Source organism: Enterococcus sp. DIV1375a, from assembly GCF_051712205.1.
In the GTDB taxonomy this organism is placed as follows: Bacteria; Bacillota; Bacilli; order Lactobacillales; family Enterococcaceae; genus Enterococcus; species Enterococcus faecalis.
The window spans coordinates 635,529-651,012 of sequence record NZ_JBIOOM010000001.1; the positions used below are offsets into that span (position 1 = coordinate 635,529).

Annotated in this window: 14 protein-coding genes; 7 read left to right on the forward strand and 7 right to left on the reverse strand. The window is 37.9% G+C overall.

Translation table 11 applies throughout. The features are described 5' to 3' along the window. The first annotated feature begins 30 nt into the window (after positions 1–30). The 4 genes from tgt (at position 31) to adhE (ending at position 4,954) form a co-directional block, all read left to right on the forward strand. A complete protein-coding gene (tgt, locus tag IGJ63_RS03080) occupies positions 31–1,176 on the forward strand; it encodes a tRNA guanosine(34) transglycosylase Tgt (RefSeq protein ID WP_002355772.1) in 1,146 nt (381 codons plus the stop codon). A 60-nt stretch (positions 1,177–1,236) separates the two neighbouring features. Beyond that, positions 1,237–1,635, forward strand: coding sequence for a preprotein translocase subunit YajC (gene yajC, locus IGJ63_RS03085; RefSeq protein WP_025189494.1), 399 nt, complete (start codon positions 1,237–1,239; stop codon positions 1,633–1,635). A gap of 261 nt (positions 1,636–1,896) precedes the next feature. After that, complete coding sequence (locus tag IGJ63_RS03090) at positions 1,897–2,202, forward strand: post-transcriptional regulator (protein WP_438745927.1); 306 nt, start codon at positions 1,897–1,899, stop codon at positions 2,200–2,202. 154 nt (positions 2,203–2,356) lie between these two features. Next, positions 2,357–4,954, forward strand: coding sequence for a bifunctional acetaldehyde-CoA/alcohol dehydrogenase (gene adhE, locus IGJ63_RS03095; protein WP_279446176.1), 2,598 nt, complete (start codon positions 2,357–2,359; stop codon positions 4,952–4,954). A 44-nt stretch (positions 4,955–4,998) separates the two neighbouring features. Here adhE and fni read toward each other — a convergent pair whose 3' ends face one another. From fni to IGJ63_RS03125, 6 genes are all read right to left on the reverse strand, one after another. Further along, on the reverse strand, positions 4,999–6,042 hold the full coding sequence (fni, locus tag IGJ63_RS03100) for a type 2 isopentenyl-diphosphate Delta-isomerase (protein WP_284955304.1): 1,044 nt from the start codon (positions 6,040–6,042) through the stop codon (positions 4,999–5,001). Beyond that, on the reverse strand, positions 6,026–7,132 hold the full coding sequence (locus tag IGJ63_RS03105) for a phosphomevalonate kinase (protein ID WP_284854263.1): 1,107 nt from the start codon (positions 7,130–7,132) through the stop codon (positions 6,026–6,028). Before IGJ63_RS03105 ends, fni begins: the two co-directional genes overlap by 17 nt. A gap of 2 nt (positions 7,133–7,134) precedes the next feature. Continuing rightward, positions 7,135–8,130 (reverse strand): diphosphomevalonate decarboxylase, encoded by a 996-nt coding sequence (gene mvaD / locus IGJ63_RS03110; RefSeq protein WP_284955321.1) that lies wholly within the window; start codon positions 8,128–8,130, stop codon positions 7,135–7,137. Then, positions 8,130–9,074 carry a mevalonate kinase gene (gene mvk / locus IGJ63_RS03115; RefSeq protein WP_284955303.1) on the reverse strand — a complete coding sequence of 315 codons (945 nt, stop codon included), beginning with the start codon at positions 9,072–9,074 and terminating at the stop codon, positions 8,130–8,132. The genes mvaD and mvk overlap by 1 nt, the downstream gene beginning before the upstream one ends. A gap of 268 nt (positions 9,075–9,342) precedes the next feature. Continuing rightward, positions 9,343–9,978, reverse strand: coding sequence for a pentapeptide repeat-containing protein (locus tag IGJ63_RS03120; RefSeq protein WP_002355781.1), 636 nt, complete (start codon positions 9,976–9,978; stop codon positions 9,343–9,345). Then, the gene (locus IGJ63_RS03125; protein ID WP_002355782.1) at positions 9,975–11,048 is read right to left on the reverse strand and encodes an FUSC family protein; all 1,074 of its coding nucleotides are present in this window, start codon (positions 11,046–11,048) and stop codon (positions 9,975–9,977) included. Before IGJ63_RS03125 ends, IGJ63_RS03120 begins: the two co-directional genes overlap by 4 nt. A gap of 243 nt (positions 11,049–11,291) precedes the next feature. On the opposite strand from IGJ63_RS03125, the gene opp1A reads away from it, so the two are divergent. Further along, the gene (opp1A, locus tag IGJ63_RS03130) at positions 11,292–12,962 is read left to right on the forward strand and encodes an oligopeptide ABC transporter substrate-binding protein Opp1A (protein ID WP_002381303.1); all 1,671 of its coding nucleotides are present in this window, start codon (positions 11,292–11,294) and stop codon (positions 12,960–12,962) included. 78 nt (positions 12,963–13,040) lie between these two features. Here the strand turns inward: opp1A and IGJ63_RS03135 are convergent, their stop codons facing one another. After that, a complete protein-coding gene (locus IGJ63_RS03135) occupies positions 13,041–13,391 on the reverse strand; it encodes a DUF3899 domain-containing protein (RefSeq protein WP_002355784.1) in 351 nt (116 codons plus the stop codon). A gap of 90 nt (positions 13,392–13,481) precedes the next feature. Here IGJ63_RS03135 and opp1B point away from each other — a divergent pair, with 90 nt between their 5' ends. Further along, complete coding sequence (opp1B, locus tag IGJ63_RS03140) at positions 13,482–14,423, forward strand: oligopeptide ABC transporter permease Opp1B (RefSeq protein ID WP_002381304.1); 942 nt, start codon at positions 13,482–13,484, stop codon at positions 14,421–14,423. Then, the gene (gene opp1C, locus IGJ63_RS03145; protein WP_002355787.1) at positions 14,423–15,475 is read left to right on the forward strand and encodes an oligopeptide ABC transporter permease Opp1C; all 1,053 of its coding nucleotides are present in this window, start codon (positions 14,423–14,425) and stop codon (positions 15,473–15,475) included. Before opp1B ends, opp1C begins: the two co-directional genes overlap by 1 nt. Positions 15,476–15,484 lie beyond the last annotated feature (9 nt).

Sequence of the window (15,484 nt, forward strand, 5' to 3'; positions counted from 1 at the left end):
GACAAATTATAGTAGAAAGTAGGGAAATGAATGACGGAACCAGCCATTCGTTATCGTTTAATCAAAAAAGATAAACACACAGGTGCGCGTTTAGGTGAATTAATTACTCCTCACGGCACATTTCCAACACCAATGTTTATGCCGGTAGGTACACTTGCGACAGTTAAAACAATGTCACCAGAAGAATTAAAAGAAATGGGTGCCGGTGTTATTTTAAGTAATACTTACCATTTATGGTTACGCCCAGGTGAAGATTTAGTCGAAGAAGCAGGCGGTTTACACAAATTTATGAACTGGGATCAACCTATTTTAACTGATTCAGGTGGCTTCCAAGTCTTTTCATTAAGTGATATGCGGAAAATCGAAGAAGAAGGTGTGCATTTTAGAAATCATTTAAATGGTTCAAAAATGTTCCTTTCTCCAGAAAAAGCGATCAATATTCAAAATAAATTAGGATCAGATATTATGATGAGCTTTGATGAATGTCCACCATTTGATGAAAGCTATGAGTATGTCAAACGTTCGATTGAACGGACTTCTCGTTGGGCTGAGCGTGGCTTAAAAGCCCATGCGAATCCTGATAGACAGGGATTATTCGGTATTGTTCAAGGTGCGGGATTTGAAGATTTACGTCGTCAAAGTGCCAAAGATTTAGTGAGTATGGATTTTCCTGGCTATTCGATTGGTGGCTTATCTGTTGGTGAGTCTAAGGAAGAAATGAACCGAGTCTTAGACTTTACGACACCGTTAATTCCTGAAAATAAACCACGTTACTTAATGGGTGTGGGTGCCCCTGATTCATTAATTGATGGAGTGATTCGTGGGATTGACATGTTTGATTGTGTGTTGCCAACACGTATTGCGCGCAATGGTACTTGTATGACTTCACAAGGTCGCTTGGTTGTTAAAAATGCCCAATATGCAAGAGATTTTCGGCCGCTTGATGAGAAATGTGATTGTTATGTTTGTCGTAATTATACACGGGCCTATATTCGTCATTTGATTAAATGTGATGAAACATTCGGAATCCGTTTAACATCGTATCATAATTTATACTTCTTGTTAGACTTAATGAAAAATGTCCGTCAAGCAATTATGGACGACAATTTATTAGAATTCCGACAAGCGTTTTTTGAAGAATATGGCTTTAATAAAGCGAATGCAAAAAGTTTCTAAAAATTAGAGGAAAAAACTAGTTCTTCAAGCATTTTTTTGATACAGTTAGTAGTGTGAATAATGCAGAGTGAGGTGAAACAAATGGGTGGCGGATTTACAATGATTTTTACATTAGTCCTTTTAGGAGGAATGATGTTTTTCATGACACGTTCTCAAAAGAAACAACAGCAAGAACGTCAAAAACAACTAAACGCAATGAAAATTGGCGATAGTGTTGTCACAATTGGTGGTTTACATGGTGTTTTAAGTGAAATCAACGAAAAAACAGTTTTAATCGATTGCGAAGGTATTGTCTTAGAATTTGACCGTGCAGCAATTCGAACTGTAACACCTGGAACTGCTGTTACAAATGATTCAGCAGTAACTAGTGTACCAGTTACAGAAGTTGAAGAGACAGTCACAGAAGAAGTAACTGAAGTTCCTGAAACATCAGATCCTTCAAAAGAAAAGAAAGACTAAACGAATTAACTGATTCATTTAATGGTTAAAGAGAGCGGAACAGGCTTTTCAAAGGCGAAACTGTGACCAGTAGTCACACGAGAAAGCCAATAAGAAGAGATAATTCCTATTCCGCTCGTGTCGTTTATCTTAAAATGTAGGACTAGGAAGGTAGGTCATTTGGACTTACGTCCTAAGTCCTTTTTAACTATTAAGTTTACAAAAAAGGTTCCTTTTTATAGTGTTGGAAGATAGTTAAAAAGTGAGCAATCTTTCGCTTGGTTGGAAGGAGAAGAGCCCATGACAAAGGAAAAATTAAGTTGGTTACAACAAAAAATGCTCAATAAAAGTATTAAAAAGAAGTGCCAAAATTTTCGTGAACTAGGTTATTCTTCCATCAACGAAGAAGATTTATTGACTTATTTACTCACCTATCGTTGGAAAAAACAAACCTATTTATCTGTCAAAGACTGTCGCAAAGACATTCAGAAGGTTAAGCCGAATGAATTTTTTGACTATCAACAATTATTGGCACAGACATCAAAAAATCCTTTAAGGGACTGGCATGATATTGAAGACTTATTCTAGAAAAAAGAATAGGTCTTTTTTTTGAGATAAAAAAATTATAAATAGCTGTGAAAAATATCACAAAAACTATTTACAAGATTCATTTTATGTTGTATGATGTGAATGTGAAATAGTTAACAAAGTTTTTTAAAATGAAACTCTTAGGAGGATGAACATGGTTAAAACAGTAAAAAAAGAAAAGACAGAAACAGTTGATGTTTCATCAATGATTGATGAATTAGCAATAAAAGCGAATGTCGCTTTAAAAGCAATGGAAGATTTTACACAAGAACAAGTAGATCACATTGTCCATCAAATGGCGATGGCGGCGTTAGACCAACATATGCCTTTAGCAAAAATGGCTGTCGAAGAAACTGGCCGTGGAATCTATGAAGATAAAGCAATCAAAAATATGTATGCATCTGAATACATTTGGAATAATATTAAACATGATAAAACAGTGGGTGTAATTAACAAAGACGAACAAACCGGTTTAATGGAAATTGCTGAGCCAGTTGGCGTGGTATGTGGGGTCACACCAACAACAAACCCAACGTCAACAACTATTTTTAAATCACTAATCGCCTTAAAAACAAGAAATCCAATTGTTTTTGCTTTCCATCCTAGCGCACAAAAATGTTCGGCAGAAGCGGCACGTATTGTACGGGATGCGGCGATTGCAGCAGGTGCACCAGAAAATTGTATTCAATGGATTGAACAACCATCGATTGATGCAACATCTGCTTTGATGAATCATCCAGGGATTGCCATTGTTTTAGCAACTGGTGGCGCAGGCATGGTAAAATCTGCATACTCAACAGGTAAACCAGCACTAGGCGTTGGTCCTGGGAACGTACCAGCTTATATTGAAAAAACGGCTAAAGTAAAACGTGCGGTTAATGATTTAATTGTTTCAAAATCATTTGATAATGGAATGATTTGTGCTTCTGAGCAAGCGGTCATTGTGGATAAAGAAATTTATGCTTCTGTCAAAGCTGAGTTTGAAGCACATAACGTTTACTTCGTGAAACCGAATGAATTACAAAAACTAGAAGATGCAGTGATGAATGAAGGCAAATACGCAGTAAATCCAGCGATTGTCGGTAACTCTGCAGAAAAAATTGCTGAATTAGCAGGAATTAGCGTACCAAAAGGCACAAAAATTTTAGTCGCTGAATTAGAAGGTGCAGGTCCAGAATATCCATTATCAAGAGAAAAATTATCGCCAGTTTTAGCAATGATGAAATCAAACAATGCAGAGCATGCTTTTGAACTATGTGAAGCGATGTTAAACTTAGGTGGTTTAGGACATACAGCAGTAATTCATACAGAAGATGAAGAGTTACAAGTTGCTTTTGGTTTACGTATGAAAGCTTGTCGTATTTTAGTGAATACTCCATCAGCAGAAGGTGGTATTGGTAACATTTATAACGAAATGATTCCATCCTTAACACTTGGTTGTGGTTCATACGGGAAAAACTCTGTTTCTAAAAACGTATCAGCCATTAACTTAATTAATATTAAAACGGTAGCGAAACGGAGAAATAATATGCAATGGTTTAAATTACCTCCAAAAATTTTCTTTGAAAAAAATTCTTTACAATATCTACAAAAAATGGAAAATGTTGAACGTGTCATGTTAGTTTGTGACCCAGGTATGGTTCAATTTGGCTATGCAGATATCGTACGTAAAGAGCTACAAAAACGTAAAAATGATGTGAAAATCGAAGTATTTTCTGATGTTGAACCAAACCCATCAACCAATACTGTTTATGCAGGTACCAAAATGATGGTTGATTTCCAACCAGATACAGTGATTGCCTTGGGTGGCGGTTCTGCAATGGACGCGGCGAAAGGCATGTGGATGTTCTATGAACACCCAGATACAGAGTTCTTTGGTGCAAAACAAAAATTCTTAGATATCCGCAAACGGACATATAAAATTGCCAAACCAGAAAAAACACAATTTGTTTGTATCCCAACTACTTCAGGAACTGGTTCAGAAGTTACACCATTTGCCGTTATTACTGATAGTGAAACACACGTGAAATATCCGTTAGCAGACTATGCGTTAACACCAGATGTAGCGATTGTTGATCCACAGTTCGTAATGTCTGTGCCAGCTTCAGTCACTGCAGATACAGGTATGGATGTTTTAACACATGCTATTGAATCTTATGTTTCCGTGATGGCTTCAGATTACACACGTGGTTTAAGTTTACAAGCAATCAAGTTAGTTTTCGATCATTTAGAAAATTCAGTGAAACGTCCAGATATGGAATCTCGCGAAAAAATGCATAATGCATCAACCATGGCAGGGATGGCATTTGCTAATGCATTCTTAGGTATTTGTCACTCTATTGCTCATAAAATTGGTGGGGAATATGGCATTCCACATGGTCGTACAAATGCGATTTTATTACCACATATTATTCGTTACAATGCGAAAGATCCATCAAAACACGCAATGTTCCCTAAATATGATTACTTCCGCGCCGATACTGATTATGCAGACATTGCAAAATTCTTAGGCTTAAAAGGAAATACCACCGCAGAATTAGTAGAAGCTTTAGCAACAGCAGTAGCAGACTTAGGTAAATCAGTCGGAATTGACATGAACTTGAAAGCCCAAGGTGTCTCACAAGAAACATTAGACACAACGGTTGATCGTATGGCAGAACTTGCATATGAAGACCAATGTACAACTGCAAATCCGAAAGAACCATTAATTAGTGAACTAAAACAAATTATCTTAGATGCTTATGTAGGATAAAAGAACTCAAATAAAGAGACCAGAACATTAATGTTCTGGTCTCTTTAACGTTTTGCGAAAACAGTGCTGTCGATACCACGGTTATGACACCAATTAACTAAAACTGGATCGAGGATAAGTACGGTACTCGTTAATTCTTCTGTCGTCTTTTTACCTAAAAGAGTATAAAGCATTTTCACTTCTTCTTGCCATTGCTGTACAAGGGCTAAGGTATTTTCTAAACCATTTTTACTCATAAGGGAAGCTAAGATAGTCCCAGCAACTCCCATGCTTTTGGCACCTAAAGCGAGTCCTTTGACAATATCAAGAGAGTTACGCACACCGCCAGAGCCGAGAATAGTTAGTTTCTTTTGCCAATTTTGTGATTCCAGAAGAGAGATGACCGTTGATTGCCCCCAATCATCTAAGAAAGAAAGTTCTCGTTTCTTCCGCCGGGCATTTTCAATTTGTGTAAAACTCGTTCCGCCTTGGCCGCTCACATCCGCTGCTTGAACGCCGATAGAGGTAAGTTTTTCTAAGGTTTCTTGGCTCATGCCAAAGCCAACCTCTTTGACAATGACAGGCACTTCTACGGCCTGTACGATAGCTTCAATCTTGGTTAGCCAATTAGTAAAATCACGATCTCCTTCAGGCATGACCAATTCTTGGGGCACATTTACATGGATTTGTAAGGCATTCGCTTGAAATAAATCAAGCGCTCGCTTTGCTTCTTCCACACCCAAGCCTGCACCAATATTGGCAAAAATGAGTCCATCTGGGTTTTCTTTTCGCATAATTTGATACGTATCCGCTAAACTAGCATCTTTTAACGCTGCCGAGACAGATCCTGTCGCAACTAAAAGGCCAGTTTCTTTGGCAATAATGCCTAATTGCTGATTAATTTCTTTTGCACGCTGACTACCACCTGTCATTGCATTGACATAAAAAGGTTGGGGAAGCTGAAAAGAAAGAAACGAAGTGGAAATATCCACTTCGTTAACAGCGGATTCAGCAAACGATTGGTGAACAAAACGCACACGATCAAAGTCATTACTTTTTTCTTTGTGGAACGCTTTAGCTAATGATAGATGTTCATCTTTTCGATTCATGCTTCTCCTTACACTCCTTTTGACCATAGGTATAGACGTGAAGTGGCAATGGAGTAATTCCGTCTTTTTCCCAAGCAGTCATTAATGGTAAAATCCCAGATTTTTGGCGGAAAATTACAATCCCACAATCGCCCCCGCCAGCGCCAGAAGATTTCGCAGCTCCTGTATAAGATTCAGCCAAATCACAAAGATTTTTCAAGGCTTCTGTTTCGATTACCACACCAGTCAGTGAAGATAATTCAGCGAGCAATTGGCGATTTTTAGTAATTTGTTTTTGAATAACAGAAATTTTTCCTGTGTTAAAGCCATTAATCATTGTTTCGACACAAAGCCGACTTTTCATTAAGAACTGCTCATAAGCCGCTTGTTTTTCTTCTTTTGATTGATGGACTCGATCAACTAAGTCTGAAGTGGACGCAGGGCTACCTGTCCAACCAATTAGTAAACGTAGTTGTTTCGGTACTTTTAACGGAAAAATCATTAATTCAGGCCAGTCCATTGCTAACAAATCAGTTAATGTTTCAGTGGCTACTTTTTGATTGACCCAATCATGATCGAAGGTTGAAAAGGCAATCCAGCCCCCGTAACAGCTGGCGGCGATATCTCCGCAAGAACCATTTCCTTGAACGGCTAAGTGAGCTAATGCTGATAATTTGAAAATTTCCTCATTTTCCAAACCTAAGTCATAAAAAATATTCAAGGCTTTGACAGTTCCAACGGTTACTGCACCGCTTGAACCAAGACCATATTTTCGTCCATTTGAACTATCTAATTCACTCGTCACTTTTAAATGATAAAATGACAATTCTTTGTTTTGCTCTTGCGCATATTTTTCAGTTAGATGAATCGCCGCTAAAACATAATGAAAAGGATTTTCGCGAATATCTAATAAGAGCTCACCATTTCGGCGTGTCCAACGAATAGGTAAAGAGCTGTATTGTGCAGATTGAATACTGCCTTCATCTGTTGTTTCTTCGACAGTTACAGTTACGAATTGATCCACAGCAACGATAATGGCAGGGTGGCCAGGTTCAACAACGGCATATTCTCCTGCAATAAATAACTTTCCTGGCGTAGTAACTTCAATCATGCTTATTTATCCATTCCTTTCGTTTCAAACAATTCAATTCCGGGACCAGCAAAAGCTGGGACTAACTGCTCTTTTGAAAAATGTTCACTTAAAAATGTTTTTAATGCTTCTAAGTTTTTCTTTTCGACTAAAACCTTGACATTCGGACCTGCATCCATTGTAAAGTAGCAAGGAATTCCTTTGGCCCGTGCTTGGCGAACTAAAGCCATCGCTTGTAAGCTGCCTGGGGACCAGTAAGTAAATGGAGGGACAGCGCCTAAGGTGGTTCCATGCATCCTTAACCCATTGGCTTCAATGACTTCTCCTAAACGAGGGAAGTCTTTTGTTTTAATTGCTTCATGAACTTGGGATAAATCTTTTTCCACATTGTCCAACCAACCTTGATAAAAGCTAGAAGTTTCTACTGTTCGTTTCATTCCATCACGGCTAGAAACATCTTTTTCTCCATCATTAATTAAGATAAAGAGCATGGCCAATTCGTTTTCCCAATTATTGGCTGGAATATTTTCAGCAAACGACGTTTCATCAGAGTGGCCTTTGTTCCATTGAGCAAAACCACCAAAAATACTACGACAAGCAGAACCTGAACCACGTCGCGCTAAACGTGATAAGTCTTTTGCTGAAAGATTTAATCCTAAGGCTACGTTACAGGCCCCTGCTAAAGCAGCTAGACCACTCGCTGAAGAAGCCAAACCAGCTGCAGTAGGCACAAAATTTTGACTTTCTACTTTTGCAAACCAAGTACAATCGGCTTGTTGACGAACAAGGTTCAAAAATTCTTTGACTTTTTTTGTTTGTTTTTCGTTTTGCAAGATACCATCTAAAATAAATACATCTTCTGAATAATGGGCATCAAATGTCACAGTTGTTTCTGTGTAAAAGGCATCTAATGTTAATGATAAACTACTATTCATTGGTAAAATGTATTCTTCATTGGCTTTTCCCCAATATTTAATCAGAGCAATATTTGTATGCGCTCGTGCTTTTCCTGAAAGCATTACTTTTTCACCTCTAATGATTGAATCCATGTAGCAACAGCGCCATTTTCTTCTAAAGTCTGTGCAATGGTTTGTGCGGTCTTTTTATTATCTGTTAAGGCAATCATACAGCCACCGCGACCGCCGCCGGTTAATTTTGCTCCTAGAGCGCCATGTTCTAGAGAGAGAGCCACTAGTCGATCCAGCATATCGTTGCTGACGGTTAATTGCTGGAGTTGCTCTTGCGCTAACGTCATTAGCTGACCTAATTTTTGTTTATCATCTTGTAAAATCGCCTGCTTTGCTTCTTTAGTAAAAGAACCTAATTGTTTCATTGTTTCAGCGATTGCTGTGGGATTATTTTGAGCTAGCTGCGCAATGTCTTTCACTGCTTCACGTGTTTGACCTTTAATTCCCGTATCAGCTACTACTAAGTAGGCATTAGATAAATTCATCGAGAAATGTGTGGGCGGAAATCCTCTAGTAAAAAATAAGGGATCAGCGCCGCTTGTTGCTGCGGCATCGATACCACTAGGATTGCCATGAGCAATTTTCTCACTTAAGGAAACAAGCTCAAACAATTCTTGATATGTATAAGCGTAATCAAAATAATCAAAAAGGCTTCGAACGATGGCCACAGCGGTTGCTGCGCTTGAACCCATTCCTCGTTCAGCGGGAATCGTACTTGTTAAGGTCAAAGTGCCTTTAACTGTATCTTCCTTTAAAAAATGTAAGGTTTGCTGAACAACTTCCTTGATATTTGCTAGCTCTTGGGGCACGTCTTCAAGCAATCCTGTAAAATATGCACAATCAATCTGCATAGTTTTTGCCGGGGTAAAGACGGCTGTGATTTCTGTCGCTTGAAAAGGAAAGGCGATTGCTGGTTCGCCGTAAACAACGGCGTGTTCCCCCATTAAAATGATTTTTCCCGTCGCTTGACCGAGGCCTTGTTTTTTTTTATTCATTCACTGACATTCCTTTTGAGTAGAATCGAGTATAGGACAAAAGACGTTCTTGGATTAGAAGAACGTTTGTCATAATCTCTTCATGATTTATAGGAAATGATTCCAAAAGTTTCTCTTGTTCCAAAAAAAGAGATTGCTTAACCTAAGATAGTTTACCTAAAAAAAAGGCACAAGTAAAATGGTTCCGTTGGTTTTTCCAAAAAATTAATAACAATTTAATAAGAAAGAACCGACAGAACCAGTTATTCGGCTATTTTTTAAAATTTTATTAGGTAATCACCAAACCAAGGGCACTTGCCAAATAAATGGCTTGTTCAGGGGTGACTTTAAGACCTGATAAATAGTTTGGTGAGAAAGTCAAGCGTTCAAAGGTGTTTTGGGAAAAATCCAATCCTTTTAAAGAAGTATTTAGCCAATTACTTTCGGTTAAATCGCAAGCTTCTAGCAGGAGTTTCTTCCAGGTGACCTCGAAAAATTCACTTTCGACTAAACGTGTCTGATTAAAGTGAACAAGATTAAAATTTGCAAAACGAAAAGAAGCATAATCGGCTTTGCAATCTTCAAATAGACAATCTTTTAAATAGCTATCTGCAAAATTCGTTCCTGTCAAATTGCAACGAAGGAAAGTCACTCGATGAAAACTGCCAGACAGCCATTCGACGTTAGAAAAATCGCAAGCTTCAAAACGCACATTACTACAATCAAAAGAAGCAAACTGGCCATTTGCTAATGAAAGATGATCGAAAACAGCATCCCGAAAGACTAAGTTACGAACTTCTTGATTCGGTAAATCAATCTGCTGATACAAATGATTTTCTAAGATTGCCTCATCTTCTAATTGACAGTTCGTTAATAGAGGAAGTTGTTCTGGTAGATTTGGTGGCAAGGGATAAGTTATTTTCATAAAACGCCTCTTTCTTCTTGTTGATTTTCAAAGGTTTCATCAATTGAGTAGGCCCGATTATAGAAACGTAGCGCAGTTGTGAAAACATAAGCGCCGGCAAAACCAAGTAAACTACCTAACACAATCCCGACTAATCGATAGTTTAAAAGATTACTAATGACTTGCTGTCGTGCAAGATTTGATAATAATAAGGACATCGGGGTAATAAAAAAGCTGGCAATCGCATAGTTTCTGTTAATGAATCCTTCAAAAGCTGCATATAGAATACTAATGATACCGATTGTTTGTAAAGGTGTAAAGGGAATCATTAATAAAATTGCAGAAAGCAACAAACCGAGACTCGTGCCTAGAATCCGTTGAACATTTCGCTGCATCACAGAATGTAAATTTTCCCCTTGTAAAATGGCTGCGCAAGTAAACGTCATCCAATAGGCGTTGACTAAATGAAGCGATTGGCTTAAATAAGCCGCTAAAAATAAAATGGCCGCATAATGCAAAGCATCTAATAAAGAAGCGGGATCGATATAAAGTCGTTCTTGAAGAGACATCCGTTTTTGAAAAACGTAGGGGCGCTTGTCGATGAAATGAAGCACAATGCCCATGATAATGCCGGTCACTACTCCTAAAAGAACAAAACTGGCCATGATGGGAATCTTATGTAAAGGAAAATTGTTGCTTGTTCCCATTGCGGTTGACATGATAACTAACAAAGCACCAGGCTTCTCAATGCCATACAATCTAAAAAGTAAGCGTGCAAGAAAAGCGACGATGGCAATTGTAATGGGAATCAACCAAGGTACATGGTGACTTAGCATTCCTAAGCTGTTGCCCAGAACAATAAAAAAGCCAACAATATTCAGTCTGCGCAATAATTGGGGCAAAGGAAGCGGCTGATAATAAATAAACGTATAAATGCCCATCGAGCCAAAGGTCCCAATGAGTAAATTATTGGAAAAATAACCAATTAATAATGGAATTGCCATACAAATTGCGACACCAACTAACCGAAATAATTCGTCATTTGCTTTATCAATAGCAAACAAATCCTTTAAAAACGTAGAATTTTTCATATTTTGTCACTCCTTTACTTCCTAATTTACCATAATGTTTAGAAAACTGACAAAAGAATTGCAATAAAAGACAGGAAGAAAAAGAGTGGTTTCTGATAGGAAGAGAAGAAAAATTAAAAAAAGTTAACATTTTGACTTGCAATTTTAATATGAAAAATGTAAGATATATTCCATAGCAATAAATAATTATTAAATTCTGATTTTTCAGAAAATACAGATTGTATTATTTTAGGAGGCAACACTATGAAATTGAAAAAGTCATTAACATTCGGTGTGATTACATTATTTAGCGTAACAACTTTAGCGGCTTGTGGAGGCGGCGGAACGTCAGATAGCTCAAGCGCGTCTGGTGGCGGTAAGGCAAGTGGCGAACAAGTTTTACGTGTCACAGAACAACAAGAAATGCCAACAGCTGATTTATCACTAGCAACAGACAGAATTAGTTTTATTGCATTAAATAATGTATATGAAGGAATTTATCGTTTAGACAAAGATAACAAAGTCCAACCTGCAGGTGCAGCGGAAAAAGCAGAAGTTTCTGAAGATGGACTAACATACAAAATTAAATTAAATAAAGATGCAAAATGGTCAGACGGTAAACCAGTGACTGCTAATGACTATGTTTACGGATGGCAACGAACAGTTGATCCAGCGACAGCTTCTGAATATGCTTATCTGTATGCCTCTGTAAAAAATGGTGATGCCATTGCTAAAGGGGAAAAAGATAAATCAGAATTAGGAATTAAAGCAGTCAGTGATACAGAATTAGAAATCACTCTAGAAAAAGCAACACCATACTTTGATTACTTATTAGCTTTCCCATCATTCTTCCCGCAACGTCAAGATATTGTGGAAAAATATGGTAAAAATTATGCATCAAACAGCGAAAGTGCTGTCTACAATGGTCCATTCGTCTTAGACGGCTTTGATGGTCCTGGTACAGATACAAAATGGTCATTCAAGAAAAACGATCAATATTGGGATAAAGACACAGTGAAACTGGACTCAGTAGATGTGAATGTCGTGAAAGAATCACCAACTGCGTTGAACTTGTTCCAAGATGGACAAACAGACGATGTCGTTCTTTCTGGTGAATTAGCCCAACAAATGGCCAATGACCCAGCTTTTGTTAGTCAAAAAGAAGCATCAACACAATATATGGAACTAAATCAACGTGATGAAAAATCACCATTTAGAAATGCGAACTTACGTAAAGCAATTTCTTACTCAATCGACCGTAAAGCGTTAGTTGAATCAATCTTAGGGGATGGTTCTATCGAGCCAAACGGTTTAGTACCAGCAGATATGGCAAAAGACCCAAGTGGCGGCAAAGACTTTGCTAAGGAAGCAGGTAGTCAAATTGAATATGATACGAAAAAAGCTAAAGAATACTGGGAAAAAGCGAAAAAAGAATTGGGGATTTCAACCTTAACAATGGATATTCTTTCTTCAGATGCAGATTCTTCTAAGAAAACAGTTGAATTTGTTCAAGGGTCAATTCAAGATGCTTTAGATGGTGTGAAGGTAACGGTTAGTCCGGTTCCATTCTCCGTTCGTTTAGATCGTTCAAACAAAGGCGACTTTGATGCAGTAATCGGTGGTTGGAGTGCTGACTATGCTGATCCAAGTAGTTTCTTAGACTTATTTGCTTCAGATAACTCATATAACCGTGGACGTTATAACAATCCAGAGTTTGACAAGTTCGTGAAAGCTGCAAGTAGTGCAGATGCGACAGATCCTGAAAAACGTTGGGATGATATGTTAAATGCAGAGAAAACGATTATGGGAGACATGGGTGTGGTACCATTATTCCAAAAATCAGAAGCGCATTTACGTGCTGAAAAAGTCAAAGATGTCGCAGTTCATCCTGCTGGCGCAACGTATGACTACAAATGGGCATACATTTCAGAATAACCCGACAAAAGATCGATAGCAAACAAAAAAGGACCTTTGCCATGGAATAAAAGGCAACGGTCCTCTTGCTATCTTGTCTTAGACCAAGTAAAATAGTAGAAAGCCTAAAGACAGAATCAGTAAGATGCCCCCAGTTTTTAGCCAGAAAGAGCGATGTGCATCGCCAATGACTGAAAGCGGGATAAACTCTTTCGGTTCATTTTTCTTTTTAAAACGAAACGCGTTTTTCATTGAGCGCTGAAAGTTATCGAAAAAGCCAGAGGACATAATCCATAAAGCAATGCCGATAATTAAAAAGAAAAGCGAAACGATAAAGAAGGTATCTGATAATGAGGAGGTAGTGATAGGTTCTTTACTTATTAATAAGTAAAGAAAAATGCCGATACTGGAAATAACGGCTGTAATAATTGGCCATTTAAAAGTTTTCATGTGTTCACCCTATCTATTATTGTGGTCTATCTAGTCATTACTTTAACGAAAATAACTGAGGAAGTCAAAAAAATCTCGGAGGTGTCATTATTGAATAGTTTTGGAAAATATTTTCTTAAACGGATCTTTTTCATGATTATCACTTTGTGGTTAATCGCAACGATTACGTTTTTCTTAATGCAATTATTACCAGGTACGCCTTATACCAACCAAGAAAAACTTAGTCCAGAAACAATCGCTATGTTGAATAAACAATCTGGCTTAGATAAACCAGTGATTGTTCAATACGGAATTTACTTAAAGAACCTGGTAACGGGAGACTTTGGTATTTCATTCCAATTTAAAAACCAACCTGTTGCTAAGTTATTAGCTGGTCGAATTGGGCCGTCCCTTCAACTGGGAGGACAAGCGATTATCTTTGGTACGTTAGTCGGTATTTTATTGGGGATTATCGCAGCGATGCGTCAAAATACTTGGGTAGATACGTTGGCAACATTGTTAGCCATTTTAGGTCGTTCTATTCCAAACTTTGTTTTCGCGGTATTATTACAATACATTTTTGCAATGAAATTAAGAATCTTACCAATTGCTATGTGGAATGGTTTTGCATACACAATCTTGCCAACTATTGCCTTGGCAATGAGTCCAATGGCCGATTCGGCTAGGTTTATTCGAACCGAGATGGTAGAGGTCTTGCATAGTGATTATGTCGAATTAGCCAAAGCAAAAGGCTTGAGTCGCTGGCAAGTTGCATTCCGCCATGGGTTAAGAAACAGTTTAATTCCATTGATTACCTTATTAGGACCTTTAGCCGTTGGTTTAATGACAGGTTCTTTAGTAGTAGAAAATATTTTTGCCATCCCTGGAATTGGGGAACAGTTTGTAAAATCAATTATGACAAACGACTATCCAACAATTATGGCAGTAACTATTTTGTATTCAACAATGTTAGTTGTTGTAATTCTGATTGTTGACTTACTTTATGGTTTAATTGATCCAAGAATTCGCGTATCAGGAGGTGCAAAAGGCTAATGGAAACAGTCAATAAAAATAATCTACCACAAGCGATTAAAGATATTCCGGCAGATGAGTTTCAGCCTCTAAACACTTCAACTCTAAAAGAAAGAGAGCGTATTGCCACACCGTCTTTAAGTTTCTTACAAGACTCATGGCGTCGTTTGAAAAAGAATAAAGCTGCAGTTATCTCAATGAGTTTCTTAGCAGTTATTATCTTTATCTCTATTATTACCATTTGGGTTTCACCACATAACCCAACGAAACAAAATGTTTCTTACATTAACTTACCACCACGAATTCCTGGCTTGGAAAGCGTGAATGGTTTAAATGGTAAAACAACAGTTGCTGGTCAATTAGTTGATAAATATGCACAAGCAAACGTTCCAGATAACGTAAACTTTTATCTAGGAACAGATGGTTTAGGTCGTGATGTCCTAAGTCGTTTATTTATGGGAACACGTATTTCCTTATTAATTGCGTTTATCGCGGCGATTCTAGATATTACGATTGGGGTAACGTATGGACTGATTTCCGGGTTAGTCGGCGGTCGTGTCGATACAGTAATGCAACGTATCTTAGAAGTTCTTTCTGGTATTCCTAACTTAGTTGTTATGATCTTGATGCTAACAGTCTTTGATCCAGGGATTGTTTCGATTGTTTTAGCCATGGTTATTACAAACTGGATATCAATGGCCAGGATTGTGCGAGCCCAGACCATGAAACTAAAAGACCAAGAGTTTGTCATGGCAGCAGAAACATTGGGCGAATCTCGTTGGAAAATTGCTATTAAACATATTTTACCGAATATCTCAAGTGTCATTATTGTCCAAATGATGTTCAGTATCCCATCGGCAATTTTCTTTGAAGCGTTCCTAAGTTTTATTGGGTTAGGCTTACGTCCACCAACCGCATCTTTAGGAACCTTGTTAAACGAAGGATACAAAACTTTCCGTTTCCTTCCATATTTAATGTGGATTCCAGCGGCAACACTTTCAGTTATCATGATTTGTTTCAACTTGTTAGCTGATGGTTTACGTGACGCATTTGATCCTAAGATGAAAGAGTAAGAGTGGTGA